Annotated in this window: 21 protein-coding genes and 1 pseudogene; 14 read left to right on the top strand and 8 right to left on the bottom strand. The window is 69.5% G+C overall.

The window, feature by feature from the left end; genetic code table 11:
- Nucleotides 1–5: 5 nt before the first annotated feature.
- Entirely contained in the window at nt 6–818 is an 813-nt protein-coding gene (locus AQJ58_RS12105; protein WP_067248682.1) for a hypothetical protein, read from the bottom strand.
- A 42-nt stretch (nt 819–860) separates the two neighbouring features.
- On the bottom strand, nt 861–1,235 hold the full coding sequence (locus AQJ58_RS12100) for an LPXTG cell wall anchor domain-containing protein (RefSeq protein ID WP_199844573.1): 375 nt from the start codon (nt 1,233–1,235) through the stop codon (nt 861–863).
- Nucleotides 1,236–1,343: 108 nt separating this feature from the next.
- Between AQJ58_RS12100 and AQJ58_RS12095 the strand changes: the two genes are divergently transcribed.
- From AQJ58_RS12095 to AQJ58_RS12080, 4 genes are all read left to right on the top strand, one after another.
- Nucleotides 1,344–1,724 carry a hypothetical protein gene (locus AQJ58_RS12095; protein WP_067248678.1) on the top strand — a complete coding sequence of 127 codons (381 nt, stop codon included), beginning with the start codon at nt 1,344–1,346 and terminating at the stop codon, nt 1,722–1,724.
- 163 nt (nt 1,725–1,887) lie between these two features.
- Nucleotides 1,888–3,150 (top strand): L,D-transpeptidase, encoded by a 1,263-nt coding sequence (locus tag AQJ58_RS12090; RefSeq protein ID WP_199844572.1) that lies wholly within the window; start codon nt 1,888–1,890, stop codon nt 3,148–3,150.
- Between the two features lie 136 nt (nt 3,151–3,286).
- Nucleotides 3,287–4,753 (top strand): ABC transporter permease, encoded by a 1,467-nt coding sequence (locus AQJ58_RS12085; protein WP_067248675.1) that lies wholly within the window; start codon nt 3,287–3,289, stop codon nt 4,751–4,753.
- A 45-nt stretch (nt 4,754–4,798) separates the two neighbouring features.
- A complete protein-coding gene (locus AQJ58_RS12080) occupies nt 4,799–5,485 on the top strand; it encodes an ABC transporter ATP-binding protein (protein ID WP_067248672.1) in 687 nt (228 codons plus the stop codon).
- Here the strand turns inward: AQJ58_RS12080 and AQJ58_RS12075 are convergent.
- Nucleotides 5,454–5,849, bottom strand: a complete 396-nt coding sequence (locus AQJ58_RS12075; protein ID WP_067248669.1) for an ATP-binding protein — start codon at nt 5,847–5,849, stop codon at nt 5,454–5,456. The two genes, AQJ58_RS12080 and AQJ58_RS12075, sit on opposite strands and share 32 nt — an antisense overlap.
- On the bottom strand, nt 5,846–6,049 hold the full coding sequence (locus AQJ58_RS12070) for a hypothetical protein (protein WP_067248666.1): 204 nt from the start codon (nt 6,047–6,049) through the stop codon (nt 5,846–5,848). Before AQJ58_RS12070 ends, AQJ58_RS12075 begins: the two co-directional genes overlap by 4 nt.
- Before the next feature lie 107 nt (nt 6,050–6,156).
- Here AQJ58_RS12070 and AQJ58_RS12065 point away from each other — a divergent pair, with 107 nt between their 5' ends.
- From AQJ58_RS12065 to AQJ58_RS12055, 3 genes and pseudogenes are all read left to right on the top strand, one after another.
- Nucleotides 6,157–7,020 carry a helix-turn-helix domain-containing protein gene (locus AQJ58_RS12065; RefSeq protein WP_234360027.1) on the top strand — a complete coding sequence of 288 codons (864 nt, stop codon included), beginning with the start codon at nt 6,157–6,159 and terminating at the stop codon, nt 7,018–7,020.
- Entirely contained in the window at nt 6,992–7,195 is a 204-nt protein-coding gene (locus AQJ58_RS12060; protein ID WP_067248663.1) for a DUF397 domain-containing protein, read from the top strand. The genes AQJ58_RS12065 and AQJ58_RS12060 overlap by 29 nt, the downstream gene beginning before the upstream one ends.
- Nucleotides 7,196–7,216: 21 nt before the next feature.
- A pseudogene (locus tag AQJ58_RS12055) lies at nt 7,217–7,546 on the top strand (putative quinol monooxygenase); the annotation flags it as partial.
- Nucleotides 7,547–7,554: 8 nt separating this feature from the next.
- Here AQJ58_RS12055 and AQJ58_RS12050 read toward each other — a convergent pair.
- Nucleotides 7,555–8,457 (bottom strand): helix-turn-helix domain-containing protein, encoded by a 903-nt coding sequence (locus AQJ58_RS12050; RefSeq protein WP_067248660.1) that lies wholly within the window; start codon nt 8,455–8,457, stop codon nt 7,555–7,557.
- A 172-nt stretch (nt 8,458–8,629) separates the two neighbouring features.
- Between AQJ58_RS12050 and AQJ58_RS12045 the strand changes: the two genes are divergently transcribed.
- On the top strand, nt 8,630–9,670 hold the full coding sequence (locus tag AQJ58_RS12045; protein ID WP_067248657.1) for an NAD(P)-dependent alcohol dehydrogenase: 1,041 nt from the start codon (nt 8,630–8,632) through the stop codon (nt 9,668–9,670).
- Between the two features lie 402 nt (nt 9,671–10,072).
- Nucleotides 10,073–10,594, top strand: coding sequence for a peptide-methionine (S)-S-oxide reductase MsrA (gene msrA, locus AQJ58_RS12040; protein ID WP_067248655.1), 522 nt, complete (start codon nt 10,073–10,075; stop codon nt 10,592–10,594).
- Nucleotides 10,595–10,681: 87 nt separating this feature from the next.
- Here the strand turns inward: msrA and AQJ58_RS12035 are convergent, their stop codons facing one another.
- Nucleotides 10,682–11,809 carry an HAD family hydrolase gene (locus AQJ58_RS12035; RefSeq protein WP_234360026.1) on the bottom strand — a complete coding sequence of 376 codons (1,128 nt, stop codon included), beginning with the start codon at nt 11,807–11,809 and terminating at the stop codon, nt 10,682–10,684.
- 276 nt (nt 11,810–12,085) lie between these two features.
- Here AQJ58_RS12035 and AQJ58_RS12030 point away from each other — a divergent pair, with 276 nt between their 5' ends.
- The 4 genes from AQJ58_RS12030 (at nt 12,086) to AQJ58_RS12015 (ending at nt 16,812) form a co-directional block, all read left to right on the top strand.
- Nucleotides 12,086–14,146: a restriction endonuclease gene (locus AQJ58_RS12030; RefSeq protein WP_199844571.1), complete on the top strand. Its 2,061-nt coding sequence runs from the start codon at nt 12,086–12,088 to the stop codon at nt 14,144–14,146.
- 134 nt (nt 14,147–14,280) lie between these two features.
- On the top strand, nt 14,281–14,982 hold the full coding sequence (locus AQJ58_RS12025) for a hypothetical protein (RefSeq protein WP_159056236.1): 702 nt from the start codon (nt 14,281–14,283) through the stop codon (nt 14,980–14,982).
- A gap of 166 nt (nt 14,983–15,148) precedes the next feature.
- On the top strand, nt 15,149–15,976 hold the full coding sequence (locus AQJ58_RS12020) for a DUF6585 family protein (protein ID WP_067248648.1): 828 nt from the start codon (nt 15,149–15,151) through the stop codon (nt 15,974–15,976).
- Between the two features lie 242 nt (nt 15,977–16,218).
- Nucleotides 16,219–16,812: a DUF4291 domain-containing protein gene (locus tag AQJ58_RS12015; RefSeq protein ID WP_067248646.1), complete on the top strand. Its 594-nt coding sequence runs from the start codon at nt 16,219–16,221 to the stop codon at nt 16,810–16,812.
- 192 nt (nt 16,813–17,004) lie between these two features.
- Here the strand turns inward: AQJ58_RS12015 and AQJ58_RS12010 are convergent, their stop codons facing one another.
- Both AQJ58_RS12010 and AQJ58_RS12005 read right to left on the bottom strand, forming a co-directional pair.
- The gene (locus tag AQJ58_RS12010) at nt 17,005–17,391 is read right to left on the bottom strand and encodes an Imm32 family immunity protein (RefSeq protein WP_067248644.1); all 387 of its coding nucleotides are present in this window, start codon (nt 17,389–17,391) and stop codon (nt 17,005–17,007) included.
- 188 nt (nt 17,392–17,579) lie between these two features.
- The gene (locus AQJ58_RS12005; RefSeq protein WP_067248641.1) at nt 17,580–18,698 is read right to left on the bottom strand and encodes a hypothetical protein; all 1,119 of its coding nucleotides are present in this window, start codon (nt 18,696–18,698) and stop codon (nt 17,580–17,582) included.
- Between the two features lie 156 nt (nt 18,699–18,854).
- Between AQJ58_RS12005 and AQJ58_RS12000 the strand changes: the two genes are divergently transcribed.
- A complete protein-coding gene (locus tag AQJ58_RS12000; RefSeq protein ID WP_067248639.1) occupies nt 18,855–20,009 on the top strand; it encodes a cystathionine gamma-synthase in 1,155 nt (384 codons plus the stop codon).
- Nucleotides 20,010–20,042 lie beyond the last annotated feature (33 nt).

The raw sequence follows: 20,042 nt of genomic DNA, 5'->3' as shown, positions 1-20,042 counted from the left end.
GTGGGTTACTTGAGCTTGCCGAGCTGGGCCGTGACCACGGCCGCCGGGACCGGGCCCATGTCCCCGCCGTCGGCGAACGCGGCGAAGTTGACCGTGTAGAACGTGGCCACGGTGTTGCCCTTGCGGACCACCTCGGCGTGGAAGGTGGCCTTGCCCTCGCCGTCCATGTCGACGTCCTCGGAGAACGCCACCGACTCGTCGCCGCCTCCGGCGCCCTTCTCCTCGGCCACCTTGGTGACCTTGGAGGTCTCGCCCTCGGCCTTCAGGCCGTACCCGCCGGCGCAGGCCACGATCCCGTCGGACACGGCCTTCACGGCCTTCTGGGCGCCGTCACCGTCGTACGAGGACAGACCCACGAACGTCAGGGTGATGTCGAACGCGCCCTGGATGTCGGCCTCGCTCACGTCGTCCGGCGCGGTCGGGGCGTCGGAGGTCTTGTCCGTCGAGACGGTGTTGCTCGCGTTCGCGTCCGTCTCGCCCGGGGCGAGCCCGGCCGTGGCCCAGGCCAGCGGGTCGCACGCGGCCTTGTCGGTCTTCACGGCCGACTTGGACTTGGGGAGCGTGTCGTCCCCGTCCGCCACCTTGTAGCCCTTGACGTCACCCTTCGCGAGCAGCAACTTCTCCAGCTCCGCCGAGGTCAGGGCCTTCGCGCCCGAACCGGACGACGAGGACGACGAGGACGAGGAGGACGAGGACCCCTTGGAGTCCCCGGAGCCCTTCTTCGACCCCTCGTCCGACGAGCAGCCCGTGAGCAGGGCGAGTGACAGTGCGCCGATCGCGGCTGTGGAGCACAGCCGCACCCCCGATGATCTCTTCATGGGCGGACTATGAAACGCCTGTCAAAGAACAGTCAAGTGATTTCAAAAACCGAGGCGTTCGCGGCGAACCGAATACACGACGAAACCGGCGCCCAGCGCGAGCAGGGTGGTTCCGCCGACCACATAGGGAGTGGTGTCGAAGCTTCCGGTGTCGGCGAGCCGCGTGCCGTCGTCGGACGTGGTCGCCGCGTCGGTCGACGCCTCGGTCGACGCGGTGGTGGAGGAGTGGGCCGACGCGGTGATCGCCTCCGTCGCCGTCGTCCTGGACGCGGCCCGCGCCTGCGCTGTGACCTGCGTCGTCGTCCCGGTTCTGGCCGCGGTGTCCTGGGTCGCGTTGGCGGACGGGACGAACCACAGGGCGCCCAGCAGGGTGCCCGCGGCGGTGGCGGTCAGCAACGGACGGCGAGCGGATGACACCGGATATCGATCCCCTTGTGGCGCTGGCGAATTAGCCCTGGGCCCCGATGCTAGTGAAGGCGCGGGTCGCGGGAAAGTTGCGGGAGCTGTGAGCCGTACGCTCCGGGCATGAGCACTGAGGAGACGTCACGTTTTGTACGGGTTCGGGTTGACCTGGTGGTGGAGGTGCGCGACCCGGACGAGCTGACCGGGGCGGCGGTCGGGCGGATCGAGGGCGATCCCGAACTTCCGGACGCCGAGCGCGTCCACGCCCGGAGCGCTGTGACGGAAGACACCGCCGAGGCGATCGCGTATCTCGTGGATCCGTTCGACCTGGTCAGCGAGGTGCCAGGGGTGGAGCTCCACCGGGCCTCCTGGTCCGCGGAGCAGATCGATTTCGACCCGGACTCGCCTGAGTGGGGTCCGTACGACGATGATGGCGAGGACGAGTACGGCGACGGCGGTGAGGACGACCTGCAACCGCCGCCCGGGATGTCGCCGTCTCGGTAGACGCACGGACCGACCTCCGCACCACCCGTCCCCGTGGACGTGGCGTGCCCCACACATTCCGAGAACGTGGAACGGGGCCGACCGGTCGCAGCGTTTAAGTTTTTCAAGGGGGACTGCGGGGACTCTCGACGGGGACTCTCGGGGTTTCAGGGAATCGGCAACGATGGAGAAGCGTGTGATGACGGACAGTAGGCGGCGCCGAGGTCTGATGACGGCGTCCGCACTGCTCGGCGGTGTGCTGATGCTGACCGCGTGTTCCAGCGGCGACAGCAGCGCCTCGGACGGCAAGGACAGCTCCTCGCAGGCGAAGGCCGACGAGGCGGCGGCCAAGAAGTCCTCCGAGGCGCAGATCAAGATCACACCCGCGGACGGCTCGAACAACGCCTCCATCAACAACTCGGCGGCCGTCACGGTGAGCAAGGGCACGCTCACCGCGGTGACGATGACCACCGCCGAGGGCACCGCCGTCGAGGGCACGCTCTCCGCCGACAAGACCAGCTGGAAGCCGAACGCCCAGCTGGAGCGCTCGACCACCTACAAGGTCGCCGCCAGCGCGAAGGACTCCAAGGGCCTGGCGGCCCACGAGAACGCGTCCTTCACCACGGTCTCCCCGGACAACAGCTTCATAGCCAACTTCACGCCCGAGGACGGCTCGACCGTCGGCGTCGGCATGCCCGTCTCGATCAACTTCAACAAGGAGATCACCAACAAGGCGGACGTGCAGAAGGGCATCACCGTCACCTCCAGCAGCGGCCAGGAGGTCGTCTGCCACTGGTTCTCCACCGTCCGCATGGACTGCCGTCCCGAGGACTACTGGAAGGAGAACTCCACCGTCACGCTGAAGCTGGCGCTCGACGGTGTCGAGGGTGCCAAGGGTGTCGTCGGCGTCCAGCAGAAGACGGTCACCTTCAAGATCGGCCGCAACCAGGTCACCACCGTCGACGCGCAGACCAAGCAGATGAAGGTCACGCAGGACGGCAAGGTCGTCAAGACCATCCCGATCTCCGCCGGTTCACCCGACAACAAGACGTACGAAGGCCAGATGGTGATCTCCGAGAAGTTCAAGGAGACCCGGATGAACGGCGCGACGGTCGGCTTCACCGACGACGACGGCAAGGGCGAGTACGACATCAAGGACGTCCCGCACGCCATGCGCCTGACCACCTCGGGCACCTTCGTGCACGGCAACTACTGGGGCGCGAAGTCGATCTTCGGCGCGGTGAACACCAGCCACGGCTGCGTGGGCCTGTCCGACACCAAGGGCGCCAACGACCCGAGCACCCCGGCCGCGTGGTTCTACACCAACTCGATCATCGGTGACGTCGTGGTCGTCAAGAACACCGGCGACAAGACGGTGGCCCCCGACAACGGCCTCAACGGCTGGAACATGGACTGGGCCCAGTGGAAGGCCGGTTCGGCCGTCTGATCCCTGGTCAGCCTCCAGCTTTCCGATGCCGCCCCTCGGGGCGGCATCGGTGTTTCCGAGGGCGACCACAGCCTTCTCATGCTCCTCTTATTGCTGCCTTATGGAGTCATCACGCGCCGTACCTACCTTGCGGCGCATGTTCTTCACCTACCTGAGGCGCGAGCTGCGCCGCCGCAGAAAGGCGGCCCTCGTCGTCGCCTCCGGACTGGCGCTGGGCATCGCGCTGGTCATCGTGGTCTCCTCCGTGTCCTCCGGTATGGGCAAGGCCCAGGACAAGGTCCTGCAGAGCCTCTACGGCCTGGGTACGGACATGACGGTCACCAAGGCCGCCTCGCCCACCGCGAGCGCCTCGGACCGCCCGCGCTTCCAGTTCGACGCGCGGGACAGCGACTCCGACGAGGAGCAGAGCACCGACCGCGTCCTGGTCCAGGGCTTCCAGACCCTCGCGACCACCACCGTCTCCGAGGTCGGCGGGCAGAGCGGCGTCGCGGACGCGGTCGGCGGACTGAGCCTCCAGGTGATCAAGGTCAGCGGCCAGTTCACCCGCGGCCAGTTCCAGCAGAACGGCGGCGGGCAGCAGGGTGGTCCAGGCGGTGGTCAGGGCGGCGGCCGGCCGCAGGGTGAAGTGCGGGGCGGCGGCGCCGACTTCGACGTCAACAGCTACTCCGTCTTCGGCACCGACGTCACCCGGCCCGGCCTCGGCCCGCTGACCTCCTCCAAGATCACCAGCGGTCGTGCCTTCACGACCTCGGAGGCCGACGCCGAGGTCGCCGTCGTCGACTCGGCGTACGCCAAGGAGAAGAAGCTCAAGGTCGGCTCGACCGTCACGATCAAGAGCGTCGGGTTCAAGGTGATCGGCATCGCCACGGCCGACAGCGGCGACTCCGCCGCCGACGTCTACATCCCGCTGACGCAGGCCCAGACGATCAGCGACTCGAAGAGCAAGGTCACCACGATCTACGTCAAGGCGACCGACTCGCAGAAGATCGGCAGCGTCAAGTCCGCGATCCAGAAGAACGTCTCGGGTACGACGGTGACGACCTCCGCCGACCTCGCGGACACCGTCTCCGGCTCCCTCTCCACGGCCTCCTCCCTCGCCACCAGCGTCGGCAAGTGGCTGTCCGTCGCCGTCCTCGTCGCGGCCTTCCTGGTCGCCGGCCTGCTGACCTCCTCCGCGGTCTCCCGGCGCGTCCGCGAGTTCGGCACGCTCAAGGCCCTGGGCTGGAAGTCCCGCCGGGTCACCGGCCAGGTCGTCGGCGAGGCCATGGTCAACGGCCTGCTCGGCGGCGCCCTCGGCATCGCCCTGGGCCTCGCCGGCGCGTACGCCGTGACGGCCGTCAGCCCCACCCTGGAAGCCTCCCTGGGCGGCGGCGGTGGTGCCAGGGGACAGGGCGGCTTCGGCGGTGGCGGTGGCGGCGGCTTCGGCGGCCCCGGCCGCGCCGCCGCCAAGACCCTCGACGTGGCCCTCACGGCACCGGTCAGCGTCACGACGGTGGCCGTCGCGGTGGGCCTGGCGGTGGCGGGCGGCCTGATCGCGGGCGCGTTCGGCGGCTGGCGGGCCTCACGACTCCGCCCGGCGGACGCCCTGCGCCGAGTCGAGTAGTCCCGCCCAGCCGGCCCCTTACGAACTCCGGGAGTTGACTCCACCATGTACGAACTCAGAGGCGTCACCAAGCGCTACACCCGCGGCAAGGACACCGTCCACGCCCTCGACGGCGTCGACCTGACCATCGCCGACGGCGACCGCCTGGTCATCCAGGGCCCCACCGGCGGCGGCAAGTCCACGCTGCTCCAGATGCTCGGCGGCCTCGACCGCCCCTCCGAGGGCGAGGTCGTCCTCGACGGCACCGACCTCGCGAAACTCTCCGAGGCCAAGCTGACGAAGGTCCGCAGCGAGAACATCGGCTTCGTCTTCCAGTCGTTCAACCTCATCCCGACGCTCACGGCCCAGGAGAACGTCGAGACGGCCCTCGTCCCCCTGGGCGTCAAGGTCAAGGACCGGCGTGAACGGGCGGCGGAGGCGCTGGCGTCGGTGGGCCTCGGCGAGCGCCTCGGCCACCTCCCCTCGGAGCTGTCCGGCGGCCAGCAGCAGCGCGTCGCGATCGCGCGGGCGCTCGTGAAGCAGCCGAAGGTACTCCTGGCCGACGAGCCGACCGGCAACCTCGACGAGAGCATGCGCGACGAGATCATGGAGGTCCTGGAGCGCATGTGGAAGGAGCTGGGGCTGACCTTCATCATGGTCACCCACGACTCGGCGATCGCGAAGAAGGCGCCGCGTCTGGCGACCATCCGCAAGGGCAGGATCACGGTGAAGGAGAACGCGGCGTCTTCCTGACGCGGTGACCCGACGACTCCGCCACCTCGCACCAGACGGTCTTGCGGTCCGCCCCCTGCTCGACGCCCCACCTCTCCGCGAGCGCGTCGAGCAGGGCGAGCCCCCGGCCGGACTCCGCGGTGGTCGCCGCCTGGAGGGGGACGGGCAGGGCACGGGGTTCGGGGTCCGTGACTTCGATACGGGTACGGCCGTACGACGGGCCGGTGACGCGGACCGTCACCGGGGTGCCCTCGCCGAGGTGGTCGATGACGTTCGTCAGCAGTTCGCTCAGGCAGAGGCGCACGTCGTGACTGTGCCGGCGGAGCCGGTCGCGGAGGTCGGGGACCGACTTCGGGGTGGCGAGGAGGCTGAGTTCGAAGGTCACTGCTCGGCGGCCTTCCTGAGGAGGGCGGCGAGGTCGCGGGCGACGGCGGGGTTGCAGTTCCCGAGTGCCACCAGGGTCTGGCGGTAGGGGGAGGTGAACGTCGGCAGGTCGATCCGGAGGGAGGGCAGGGTGATGCCGTGCAGGGCGAGGGCGGCGCGGAGTTCCTCCACGCAGGCGATCGAGTCGTCGGGGGTGGCCACGGGCTCTCCTGTGCTTACTGTGACGAAACGCTCACAGAATACTTCCCCGCTGGCTACCGTGAAAGACGTTTCGCGTTCGCGATCCGTTCGGCGGAGGAGGGTGAGCGGTGGCCCGCGGCAAGGACATTGACGGCTCGATGAGCGTTCCGACCTTCTACGGCAAGGAGTTGCGGTGGAAGCGGGAGGCGGCGGGACTGTCGTTGGACGCGTTCCTCGAAGGCAGCTTCTACGGCAAGACGTACCTCAGCGACATCGAGCACGGCGAGCGGAGGATGCCGCTCGATCTGGCGCGGCACGCGGATCGGGTGCTGGGGACTGACGGGTTCTTCGAGCGGCATTGTGAGGACGTGCGGAAGGCCCGCAGGGCGGGGCACGCCGAGTATTTCGAGAAGGTTCTGGAAGCGGAGAAGCACGCCGCGACGATCGAGGAGTGGTGCCCGACACTGCTGCCGGGGCTGCTCCAGACCCCGGCGTACGCACGCGCCGTGATTCTGGCCGGGCTCCCCTTGTCCCTCGACGCCGAGGTGGAGGAGAAGGTCAGTGCCCGAATGGCGCGGGCCGGCCTTTTCGAGGCGGACCATCACACTCCCGAGTACTGGGTGGTCCTGAGTGAATCGCTGATCCGCAGTCCGCTTCTGGCGGATCCTGACATGGCGGAACAGCTGGACCGGATCGTCGAGCTGGCGGACCGGCGCCGGATCACTCCGCAGATCGTTCCGCGGAAACGAGGGGCGTACCCCCTGATGGCCGCCTCCATCATGGTCATGACGTTTCCGGAGGCCCCGCCACTCGTCTACACCGAGGCGTCCTTCAGCGGGGATACGATCGATGATCCTGGCCTCGTGCAGGAGTACCGCAAGGCATACGATCGGCTCAGGGCCGTCGCGCTGTCACCAGACACGTCCCTCGCCATGATCAAGGCTGCGGCAGAGGATTATCGAAATGGCAAGCAACCGGATCGACTTGAGTGACGCGCACTGGCTGAGAAGCAGCTACAGCAATGAAAGCGGCGGCAACTGCGTCGAAGTCGCCGTCAACATCCCCCACCTCGTCCCCATCCGGGACTCCAAGACCCCCCACGGCCCCGTCCTCCTCCTCACCCCCACCGCCTGGGCACCCTTCCTCGCGGCGATCGGTGAGCGCTGAGCGCACACACACCGGAATTCCATGACGGCACCCGAAGCAGCCACCACCCTCGAATACATCCGCTACCGCATCTCCGAGGAACGCTCGGCCGAGTTCCTCGCCGCCTACACCCGCGCCGCGGTCCACCTCGCGGCCTCCCCGCACTGCGTCGACTACGAGCTGGCCCGCTGCGAGGAGGACTTCGAGCACTTCATCCTGCGGATCACCTGGACGTCCACCGAGGACCACCTCCAGGGGTTCCGGAGGTCGGACCTGTTCCCGGCCTTCCTCGCCGAGATCCGGCCGTACGTCGCCGCCATAGAGGAGATGCGGCACTACAAGGTCACGGCCGTACGCGGAGCGGGTTCGGCTCCGGCGTATCAGGCCGACGGCGACGCCTGAGAGCCCGCCCGCGTCGCGTCCGTCCCCCAGGCCGCCAGCAGGCGCAGCGCCTCCGCCGAGGCGGAGCCCGGCTCCGCGTGGTACGTCACCAGCGCCAGGTCTCCGTCGTCCGGGAGCGGGAAGCTCTCGAAGTTGAGGGAGAACTCGCCGACGAGCGGGTGGCGCAGCCGCTTCACGCCGTGGCTCTTCTCCTTCACGTCGTGGGTCGCCCACAGCCGCCGGAACTCCTCGCTCTTGACGGAGAGTTCACCGACGAGGGCGGACAGGCGCGGGTCGTCGGGATAGCAGCCGGCGTTCATGCGCAGACCGCAGACGATGTCGATCGCCTTCTGCTCCCAGTCCACGAACAGGTCGCGGTAGTCGGGCCTCAGGAACGCCAGCCGGGCCCAGTTCCGCTCCGCCACCGGCAGCTCCGCCCAGTCGCCGAAGAGCGCGGCCGCCATCCGGTTCCAGGCGAGGATGTCCGTGCGCCGCCCGAAGACGTAGGCGGGCACGCCGTCCATGCTGTCGAGGAGCTGCCGCAACGACATCCGTACCTGCTGCTGGGGTGCGGCCTGCTTCTTCTTGTGCTTCGGCTTCGCGAGGTGGGTGAGGTGGGCGTGCTCGGCGTCCGTCAGCCGCAGCGCGCGGGCGATGGAGTCCAGCACCTCCGCCGACACGTTCCGCCCGTTGCCCTGTTCGAGGCGGGTGTAGTACGCCACCGACACACCGGCCAGCTGCGCCAGCTCCTCGCGCCGCAGTCCCGGTACCCGGCGGTGGCGGCCGAAGTCCGGCAGCCCCACGTCCTCCGGCTTGAGCCGGGCTCGCCGGGTGCGCAGGAACTCGCTCAGCTCGGCCCGCCGGTCCAGGGCGGGTCCGGTGGAATCGGGCTGTTCGTCCATGCGTCCAGTATTCACGGTCGTACGACCATCATCCTGACCCCGCCAGTGGTAGGCACGGCAGACGTACGCAGAAGCGTGACCTGGGTGGAGTGCCGCGGGTGCGGCACGCTGGACGTCGTACCGGCCGGAAGGCAGGCCGGGACGACTACCCCCCCGCTAGGAGATCCCCGGCATGACCACCGTTGCCGCGTACGCCGCGCCCGCCGCCAAGGCTCCGCTGGAGCGCACGACGATCGAGCGCCGCCCGGTCGGCGAGTTCGACGTCCTGATCGACATCAAGTTCGCCGGCATCTGCCACTCCGACATCCACCAGGCCCGCGAGGGCTGGGGCGAGGCGATCTTCCCGATGGTCCCGGGCCACGAGATCGCGGGCATCGTCTCCGAGGTCGGCCCCGGCGTCACCAAGTACGCCGTCGGCGACCGGGTGGGCGTCGGCTGTCTCGTCGACTCCTGCCGCGAGTGCGACAACTGCAAGGCCGGCCTGGAGCAGTACTGCACCGGCGGTTCCGTCGGCACGTACAACGCCATAGGCAAGGACGGCGAGCCCACCTACGGCGGCTACGCCCAGAAGATCGTCGTCGACGAGAACTTCGCCGTCCGCATCCCCGACGGCCTCGCCCTCGATGTCGCCGCCCCCCTGCTGTGCGCCGGCATCACCACGTACTCCCCGCTGAAGCGCTGGAACGCCGGGCCCGGCAAGAAGGTCGCGATCCTCGGCATGGGCGGCCTCGGCCACATGGGCGTCAAGATCGCGCACGCGCTCGGCGCCGAGGTGACCGTGCTGTCGCAGTCGCTGCGCAAGAAGGACGACGGCCTGAAGCTGGGCGCCGACCACTACTACGCCACCAGCGACGAGCAGACCTTCCAGAACCTGCGCGGCACCTTCGACCTGCTCCTCTCCACGGTCTCGGCCCCGCTGGACTTCAACGCCTACCTGTCGCTGCTGAAGCCCCAGGGCGCGCTGGTGAACGTGGGCGCCCCCGAGGAGCCGATCTCCCTCAACCTGTTCTCGGTGATCGGCGGCGGCAAGACCCTCGCCGGTTCCATGATCGGCGGCATCGCGGAGACGCAGGAGATGCTGGACTTCTGCGCGGAGCACGGCTTCGGTGCCGAGATCGAGGTCATCCCGGCGGAGGAGATCAACGACGCCTACGAGCGCGTGCTGTCGAGCGATGTGCGGTACCGGTTCGTGATCGACACGGCGACGATCTGACGGTCGTACGAGACGACGATCTGACGGTCGTACGAGAGGGGCTCCGGGCGGGTGCGCCCGGGGCCCCTGTCACGTTGAAGCCGTACGCCATCAGCACCCCGACGGCGAGCAGCACGACGGAGGCGGAGGCGATCCGCCACCCCTCGCCGGCCGCGCCGGTGCCGGGCCCGGTGACAGGGCCGGAGTCCAGGTCCGTGAGCGTGTCGGTACTCATGCCCCTCAGGATGTGCACCGGGGCCGATGAGGTTCCCAGGTCCCAGGTTCTTCCCGGTGGACGTTGACGACGGAATCGCCGGGCGCCCTCGCGCGTTGAGGACAGTGGCCGGGGGAAGTGCCGGTGAGGTACGAGCCGGACAGCCCGACGGGCCGAGGGACCGAGTTGAACGACATTGGAGGGCCGTGATGGCTGCGCAGACGCAGAGGGCCGTGCTGGCGGGCGGATGCTTCTGGGGCATGGAGGAACTGATCCGCCGGCTCCCGGGCGTGACGGCGACCAGGGTCGGCTACACCGGGGGTGACGTGCCGAACGCGACCTACCGCAACCACGGCACGCACGCGGAGGCCATCGAGATCCTCTACGACCCCGAGCGGACCGACTACCGTGCGCTCCTGGAGTTCTTCTTCCAGATCCACGACCCGAGCACCAAGAACCGCCAGGGCAACGACATCGGCCTGAGCTACCGCTCGGCGATCTACTACGTGGACGACGAGCAGAAGCGGATCGCCGAGGACACCATCGCGGACGTGGACGCCTCCGGGCTGTGGCCCGGCAAGGTCGTCACCGAGGTGGAGCCGGTCGGCCCCTTCTGGGAGGCCGAGCCCGAGCACCAGGACTACCTCCAGCGCTACCCGGACGGCTACACCTGCCACTTCCCCCGCCCGGGCTGGCGGCTGCCGAGCCGCACGGAGGGCTCGGAGAGCTGACGACGGGCCCCGGCCGGCCTCGGCCGGCCGGGGTGGGCCGCGCGGGCGTGGACCGCGTGGGCGTGGGCCGCGTGGTGCGGCCGTGGGTCAGCGGATCTCGTCCGGCTTGACCACGAGCCAGTTCTTGTCGGCCGTCACCGTCTGGCCGAGCTCCTCCTGCCGGGCCGCGTTCGCCTTCTGCATGTTCTGGATCTGCGTGAGGTACTTGTCCTTGCGGTTCACCCAGATCCGGGCCCCGCCGTGTTCCACGTCGGTGGACTGGAAGAGCATGGGGCCGTCGCTGACCGGAGTGTCGCCCGCGACCAGGATCGGCTTGCGCCACTGGTCGATGTACGTGCTGATGGCGGCGGGCTTGCCCTGGAACCAGGTCAGCGGGGCCCACAGGGTCGGGGTCAGCCTGTCGTTCGCCAGCTCGCTCGGGTCGTAGTGGCCCTCGGCGATCTCCTTGCGGGCGGTGGTGAGCTTCCCCGTGGCCGGGTCCTTGAGCAGCATGGAGACGCCGATCACGTTCTGCGGCTTGGCGCCGTAACCGTGTGCGGGGTCGGACAGCACGTCCCGGACCAGTTCCTCACTGGCGGCGCTGACGACGTAGACCTCGATGCCGTTGTCCCGCAGGACGTGGTACAGCTCCTGCATGCCCCGGTAGAACTGCGGCGGCTGCACCTGGGTCGTCGTCAGCCGGTCACCGTCGTAGTACTCGGCCGGGACGGGCTTGCCGTACGCGAGGAGGTCGTCGACGTACCCCTTGAGCTGCTGCAGCGTGAATCCGGAGAAGATCTGGGCGACCCAGGGGTAGCAGACCTGGTCGTCGATCTCGCAGAGCCGGTTGTAGTAGCTGTAGAGGCTCTCCCTGTGGTGCTTCGTGTCCTTGAAGGGGATGAGCCTCAGGGACGGGTCCATCGTCGAGCGCTTGAGCTTGCCCCGCATCTCCAGGTAGGGGAGCAGGGACTCCTCCAGGTCGTAGCGGTAGGTGGTGTTGTCGGCGTCGAAGACCGCGTACTCGCCCTGGTGGGCGTGGTCCGCGATGACCTGGCCGAGCTTTTCGGCGACCGGAGCGGGCCAGTGCCGCAGCTGGTCCGCCACGGCCTCCCCGTCCGGGCCCGCCGCCGTCGCTTCCTGGGGCGGCCACAGCCCGACGACGCTCGCGACCAGCAGCGCCGCGAGTGCGCTCCCCACCGCCGACAGACCGAACCGTCTTCCCCTGCGTGCTGCCATCTGGCCTCCCTGGTAACGGGGTCCGAACACCGCGTCAAGCGCGGCAATCATGAACCCGCCATTGCTTGATACGCAACATGCTGCGCCATACGAAATTGAGCGCGGGGTTCTGGTTACCCGCCAGTCATGTTGACCTGCGGGGATGGCTGATCGCGTTCTTCGACGAGTGGATAGGCGAGACGCTGATTGCTGGCTAGAGTCTTCTGGTTACACCTGGTTGTGGGGACAACCGGAGTGCCCGTCGGCTGCCAACGTCCTGGGGAGGGCCTGCAGCACATGAGTCGTCGCTCTACTGGTCTCGTCGGCGTCTGGGCCGAGATGCAACGGCAGCAGCAGCGCCAGCTGGAAGCCGAAGCCAGACGGCGCAGACAGCAGGAACAGCAGGAGCGGGCCTACCAGCGCCGAGCGGCGCAGAGCCACCGCGAGTACCGGCAGGCGGAGGCCCTGCGGCGCACCGAGGAACTGGACGCGCAGGTCGCGTCGTTGCAGGGTCTGCTGGCCTCGGGCTGCCGGGCGCCGGCCTTCCGGGCCGCCTCCCTGATGCGGCCCGAGGAGGTCCGGCCCTTCGCTCCGGGACCGCTGGCCCAACCCGTGCCCATGCCGGACTTCCAGCACTACCAGACGCAGAGCGGGTGGACCGCGGGTCGCCGGGCCCAGGCACAGGCCGACGCACGCGCACGCTTCGAGCGGGACTGGCAGGCGGCGCAGGCGGCGGAGTCCCGTCGGCAGCACCAACTGGCCGCGTACCAGCGGGAGTACCAGCAAGGCGTCGATGCCCAGCTGGCCGACGTACGGCGCCACAACGCCGGCGTCGTCGCGATCACCGAGGGCGTCAGGCGCCGGGATCCCGATTCCGTGATCGAGTACTTCTCCGCCGCGCTCTACTCCTCGACGGCGTGGCCGGACGGCTTCCCGCGCCAGGTGGCGGCGGCGTACGATCCCGCGGCCCGCGAACTGGTGCTGGACTGGGAGCTGCCCGCGTACGACGTCGTCCCGGAGGTCAAGGCCGTGCGCTACCTGTCCGGGGCCGACCAGGACAAGGAGACCCCCCGCCCGGTGAGCCAGCGCCGTGCTCTGTACCGGGAGGTTCTGGCGCAGTGCATGCTGCTCGTGCTGCATGAACTGTTCGCCGCGGACGAGCTGGGTGCGCTGGAGTCCGTGGCCTTGAACGGGTTCGTCGACGGGCACGACCCCACGACGGGCCGACCGGGCCACATCTTCCTCGCGACCGTCATGGCCTCGCGCTCGTCGTTCCGTGAGCTGCACCTGGCGCAGGTGGACGCGGGCAGTTGCCTCGCCGACGCCCTGCGCGGCCAGCTCTCGGCCCGACCGGACCAACTCCTACCGGTACGGCCGAGCAGACGGCCGCAGGATGTCGGCAACCGGGTCGTCGCGCACGGCGGCGACGAGGACCCCGACCTCTTCGCCATGGACCCGATCGCGTTCGAGAATCTCGTCGCCGATCTCTTCCGGGCCATGGGGATGCAGGCGGTGACCACCCAGCGCTCCAACGACGGCGGCGTGGACGTCGACGCCCTGGATCCGGCGCCGATCCGAGGCGGAACGATCGTCGTGCAGGTGAAGCGCTACCGCAACACGGTGCCGCCCACCGCCGTGCGTGACCTGTACGGAACCGTGCAGGACGCCGGCGCCAACAAAGGTGTCCTCGTGACGACGTCGGGGTTCGGCCCCGGCTCGCACGCATTTGCCAATGGCAAGCCGCTGGAACTCGTCTCGGGCCCCGAACTCGTGGACCTGCTCCACCGTCATGGGCTGCGTGGGCGGCTCGGTGACGGCGGCCGGCGGGCCGCGGCGCAGCCGACGCCCGCCGCGCCGGACACGCGATTGCCGGACGACTACAACGTCCTCGGCATGTCGTGGAGCGGAAGCGTCGCCCTGGACGTGTGTGCTCTCGTCTGCCGCGGCAACCGGGTCCTCAGTGACGACCACTTCGTCTTCTTCAACAACCCGCGGACGCCGGACGGCTCGGTGCGCGCTCTGCCCGCCACCGCCCCCGACAAGGCCGCGATCTGTGTCTCCTTCGACGGACTGCCCGCCGAGGCCGACCGGTTCGTCCTCGTCGCGGCCGTCGACCCGGAGGCCAACCCGGACGCCGACCTCTCCGGTTTCACGGACGCCGGCATTCGCCTGCTCGACCCCGGCCTGACGGAGCTGGGACGACTCGACGTCTCCGACGGCCGGCCGGGTGAGACCGCGTTGGTGCTCGGCTCCTTCCGCCGCAGGTCGAACGGCGACTGGGACTTCGTCCTGGGCGGCAAGGGCTACACGGGTGGCCTGGAGGAACTCGTCCAGGACTTCGGCATCGACGTGGAGTAGGCCCGGTAGCCCAAAACCCGTTCGCTCTCCCCGTCCGACGATCTATGGTGCTGCTGCTCATGCAGTCGAACGGGTGGGGAAAGACAGTGTTTCATCAGCCACGGGCCGGCGTCGGCCTAGCTATTGCCATGCTCATGACCTTCTCGGTGCTCTCCGCATGCGCGTCGGAGCAGGGCTCCGAGGGCAAGCCGGTGGGTAAGCCGGTGGGCAAGCCGTTGGTCAAGGCGGAGCTGGAGCGGGCGGCGATCACGGACGCGGACCTCGACGGCTACGAGGTCGAGCAGATCCTGGCCGCCCCCTCGGCGTCCCGCAGGACGGCCGATCCTGCCGCATGCGCGCCCGTGGTCCAGGCGACGGGCGGCAGCAGCGGCTTCACCGCCGTCGCGCGCATCGGCCGGATGATGTCCCCGAAGAAGGGCGGCTCCGGAACGTCCATGATCCTCGCGTCCCATGACGCCGGGGACGCCGCGAAGGTGATCGACGCACTGCGCTCCGCCGCCAAGCGTTGCAAGAGCTTCCTGGACGTCGGGGTCGGCTTCCGGTACGACGACGTCGCCCTCCGGCCCGACCCCGGCTACGGCGACGAATCCGTGTCCCTGAGGCTCACGCAGCTCGCGGCGGCCGACGCCGACGACGAGCCCGTCCGGGTTCCCTACGCGGTGGTGGCCGTCCGGCAAGGGGCGACGGTCGCGATGTTCTACGAGTTCAACCGCCCCCGAGGCGCAGGGGACGCGGACGCGGCCGCCGTACCGGAAGACATCATCAGGACACAGCTGAACAAACTGAACACGCTGAACAAGCCGGGCAAGCCGGGCAAGCCGACGGCGTCCAAGTGATCGTGGTCCCCGGCGGGCCCACGGCCGGGGACGGTCACCTTCCGAAGGGCGGCGACCGTCTACCGCTTTCCAGCCAGGCGCCGTAGCATCGCGATGATGTTTTGGTCCGTCAACTGAGCCTGTAAGCAGGCCTGTTGTGTCACAGCAGTGTGCGGGGGGAGCGACGATGGCGGCCCGAAACCTGTGGGACGAGATCCCGGCGACCGTGCCGGGCGCGGCGGTGGAGCGGCAGTTGGGCGCGGGCCTGTACGCCTTTCGCTCACGGACCCGTGCGGTGTCCTGGTGGGCCGCTTTCATGCTGCTACTGGTCACCGCGTTCTGCGTGATGATGATCTTCGTCATCAGTGGTGAGAGCGAGTGGACGAACGCGATCCTCTTCATCATTCTCGGCGGGTGCTCCTTCCTCGGGGCGATCGCCGTCCCCCTGGCCGCACGGTTCAGACCGGTGGAATGGTGTGCCGTCTTCGAGCATGGCGTCGTGTACCAGTACGGTGCGCAGTCCCCGATCGCCGGGGCCTGGGACGAGATCACCGGATGCCAGCGGCACGCGACGGACCTCGTGCGTAACGGGGTCACCATGGCCACCACGCATTCCGTGTACGTCCAGACGCCGGCCGGCAACTTCACGGTGTCGGGTGACACGTCCGACGCGCGAGAGATCGGCGCCCTGATCGCGAACGGCTGGGCCACGGTCCGGAATCGGATCGCCGAGGAGGACGCCACGGCCCGCATGGCCGAACTCGGAGAGGTGCTGCAGACCGGCGGGCGGGTGGCGTTCGGGCCGTTCACGGTGAGCCTGGCCGGGCTCGAGCACGGGGGCACCGTCACGGACTGGAAGAGGATCAGCGAGGTGGAGCTGATGGGGTCCACCATCTGCGTGGTGGTGACCGGTGAGCGCAAGCCCGTCCGGGTGCCGGTCTCCGACGTGCCGGACGCCGTTCTGTTCCTCACCGCGTCGGACGCCTTGCGGAGGGCCTCGCGGCAGACCGGGTGAGTCAGGTGCCGGCCCGCCCCACCCCGCCACCCGCCGGGAACCCGGTGGATCGCGCACCGCCGTCCACGTCCTCCTGGGCGGCAGCGGGCGCACCCCCTGGCGTAGACGGCGTCGCACGGGGAGAAGCAGCGCTCCCGAAGGGCGTCCCGGCGTCCCGGCGCTCACCTACCGCCCTACGCCGGGCCGTGGACCACGAAAAAATCCGGTGGCCACCTGAGCCGACGGAACCCACGCTGTACGCCATGGAAGAACCGCACCGCAGGATCCGTGCACTCCACACCGCCTCCACGATCACCGTCTACCAGGCGTACTCCCCGGAGATCGGCCTGCCCGCCATCCGCGACGGTCGCTTTCCCGCCGCGTGGAAGCCCGACCGCATGACGTGGATCAAACCCAGCTTCCTGTGGATGATGTACCGCTGCGGGTGGGGTACGAAGGAGGGCCAGCAGACCGTCCTGGCCGTGGAGATCAGCCGGGAGGGCTTCGAGTGGGCCCTGCGGCACGCGTGTCTGTCGCACTTCGTGCCCGGGCTGCATGCCGACCAGGCCGAGTGGAAGAGGAAGTTGAGGCGGGCGCCGACGCGGGTGCAGTGGGATCCGGAGCGGGATCTGCGGTTGCGGCCCCTGCCGTACCGGTCGTTGCAGCTGGGCCTCGCGGGGGAGGCGACCGCGCGGTACGCGCAGGAGTGGATCGTCGGCATCGAGGATGTGACGCCGCTGGCGAAGCAGGTTCACCGGCAGGTGCGCGCGGGTGAACTGGAGCAGGCGGCCGCGCTGTTGCCGCAGGAGCGGCCCTATCCGGTGGCGGAGGGGGTGCTGACGCATCTGCGCCGGTAGGTTCGCAGGCGCTCTCCGCCCTGACGGGCCTGTCGGGGGCCAAGGCCTCGCAACTCGTCCGGGTAGCAGCTGTCCCGTGCCATCATCAGCCGATGCGCGCGTGCTCGACGTCGACCTCGAAGGGACCCGTGTCCGGCTGTCAGCCGAAGGTGTCGGCCAGGACCTGCCCGGCGTCACGACCCACTGAGGTGTTCAGCCGATCGGCATGCCTCCGTGCGGACTGTTGACCACCAGCGACACGGATCCCTCGGCAAGGTAGAAGTGGCCGGGAAAGTAGTCGATGTGGAGGTGGCCGCCCCTCTCGTCGGTGGCCATGGCCCGCAGATTCTCCGCCAGTACCGCCCTGCCGGCAAAGTCACCACTGATGACGAGGAGCTGCCGCTCGGCGTCCCGGTGGATCAGGACACCGGGACCGGCGGTCTTGTCGACCTTGACCCCTGCCAAGCCGTCGGTCTCCGCCCCACAGGTGGAGGCGAGCAGCCCCTCGCCTCGGGCCACCGCACTCGCCAAGAGCGTCAGTTCTTCCGCCGATGCGGAGAGATCCACTTCGCCGAACGCAGGGTCGGACACCAGTCTCATGGGCTTCGCTCCTTCATGGCAGTCCCCCGGCTGACGCTACTCTCCTCCGGGTGCCTTACGGACGGCGCCGACCCGGTGACGTCGACGGCGACCCCTGCGGGCGGCAGCCCCGGAACACCGTGGCGTCGCCGTCCCGCATCGCGGTCACGCCCTGCCGTGCAGCGCCGTCCTTGCCACCCCCGTCCCCGTCACTGCGCGAGCGTCGCCGGGCTGCCTCCGTTCGCCTCGTAGCCCGCCACCGCCAGCGCCCGGTAGACCGCGAACTCGCCCGCCGGGTCCGGGGAGAGGGTCCACGGGAGGGCGCCGACATGGCCGTCGACGTGTATCAGCTGGTTCATGGCCTCGGCCCAGCGCTCGCTGCGGACCAGGAAGAAGATCAGCAGATGGCGGACGTGCGCCAGCATCGGGTCGTCGGGGCGGGCCGCCTGCACCGAGAACAGGGCGCCGTGGATCGCCTTGGTCACGACCTCGCTCTGGTAGAAGCTGCTGACCAGGTTGACCTCGGGGAGGTGCTCGAAGACCCCGAAGAGCGGCATCGCCGCGAGCAGCGAACCCCGGGGCGCGCGGGCCGCTGCCGCCTCCGTGAACGAGGTCGCCAGCTCGCGCGAGCCGTGCCACTTCTCGCACCAGTAGTGCAGGGCCGCCAGATGCGCGCCCATGTGCGCGGGGGCGCGGTCCAGGATCTTCAGCCACAGCTGCTCGAACTCGGCCTGCGAGTAGTGCAGGCCACGGGCCACCGACAGTTCGACGATGTACGGGACCGGGTCACCGGGGGAGAGCAGCGCCGCCTGGCCGCAGGCGTCCTTCGCCTCCTCCATGATGATCCGGAAGTCGTCGGTGCCCGGCGTCGAGGTCCGCCAGGCCTGCTGGACCAGGAACTCGGCGTGCACGGCGGCGCCACCCGCGTCCTTGGGCGCCTCCGTCCGCCACACCCGCAGCCACTGCCCGCCCGGCGCCTCGCTCACCCCGCCCGGCCGCTGCTGCAACTCCAGCGCCGCCGCGCCCGCGAAGGCCTGCACCCGCTGCCAGCGCAGCTCGCCCTCGATCTCCGTGCCGGCCAGCAGCTGCTGGGCCGCACGGTAGTCCTGGGTGTGCTGCACCACGTCCAGGACGTCCAGCAGGTCCTGGTCGGGGCCGGGCATGCGGATGTCCAGCTCCTCCGTGCGCACGAAGCCGTAGTCGGCCGGGTCCGCGGCGTCCGGGTGCCCCGCCGGGACCTGCTCGATCATGCCGCGCCGACGCCGCAGGAACGGCAGCAGCACGAAGCTGATCATGATCAGAGCCATCAGGACCCAGAGAATCTCCATGTCTCAAGCGAACCAGACGCCGCCGACAATTGGCCAACCCCGGCCCGGGAGCCTGTGGAAAAACGTCTCGCCGGGTCGCGCGCGCGGCCCGGCCGCGGCCCGGCCGCCGGGCGGCCGTCCGGCAGCAGTCCCGCGAGCGCACTACGCTCGGTACCCATGAGCGACAGCAACATCAGTCAGCACTTCGAGACCCTCGCGATCCACGCGGGCAACACCGCCGATCCCCTCACCGGCGCGGTCGTCCCGCCGATCTACCAGGTCTCGACCTACAAGCAGGACGGCGTCGGCGGCCTGCGCGGCGGCTACGAGTACAGCCGCAGCGCCAACCCGACCCGCACCGCCCTGGAGGAGAACCTCGCGGCCCTCGAAGGCGGCCGCCGAGGACTTGCGTTCGCTTCCGGACTGGCGGCCGAGGACTGCCTGTTGCGTACGCTGCTCAGCCCAGGTGACCACGTGGTCATCCCCAACGACGCGTACGGCGGCACCTTCCGCCTCTTCGCCAAGGTCGTCGCCCGCTGGGGCGTGGAGTGGTCGGTCGCGGACACCAGCGACCCCGCCGCCGTACGGGCCGCGATCACCCCGAAGACCAGGGCCGTGTGGGTGGAGACCCCCTCCAACCCGCTGCTCGGCATCACCGACATCGCCGCCGTCGCCCAGATCGCCCGGGACGCGGGCGCGAGGCTCGTCGTCGACAACACCTTCGCCACGCCCTACCTCCAGCAGCCGCTGGCGCTCGGCGCGGACGTCGTCGTGCACTCCCTGACCAAGTACATGGGCGGCCACTCCGACGTCGTCGGCGGCGCGCTGATCACCGCCGACGCCACGCTCGGCGAGGAGCTGGCCTACCACCAGAACGCGATGGGCGCGGTCGCCGGGCCCTTCGACTCCTGGCTGGTGCTGCGCGGCACCAAGACGCTGTCGGTGCGCATGGACCGGCACAGCGAGAACGCCACCAAGGTCGCCGACATGCTGACCCGCCACGCGCGCGTGACGCAGGTCCTCTACCCGGGGCTGCCCGAGCACCCCGGTCACGAGGTCGCGGCCAAGCAGATGCGGTCCTTCGGCGGCATGATCTCCTTCCGCGTCACCGGCGGCGAGGAGGCGGCTGTCGAGGTCTGCAACCGCGCCAAGGTGTTCACCCTGGGCGAGTCCCTGGGCGGCGTCGAGTCCCTCATCGAGCACCCCGGCCGGATGACGCACGCCTCGGTGGCGGGCTCGGCCCTTGAGGTGCCCGCCGACCTGGTCCGGCTGTCCGTGGGCATCGAGAACGTCGACGACCTGCTCGAGGACCTCCAGCAGGCGCTGGGATAGCACGGGGATAACAGGGACAGCAGATAGACAGCC

Origin of the sequence: Streptomyces sp. DSM 15324, assembly GCF_001514285.1 — a bacterium.
Lineage (GTDB): Bacteria > Actinomycetota > Actinomycetes > Streptomycetales > Streptomycetaceae > Streptomyces.
The sequence above is the reverse complement of the archived record's forward strand: the minus strand, read 5'-3'. Positions and strand labels throughout refer to the sequence as shown.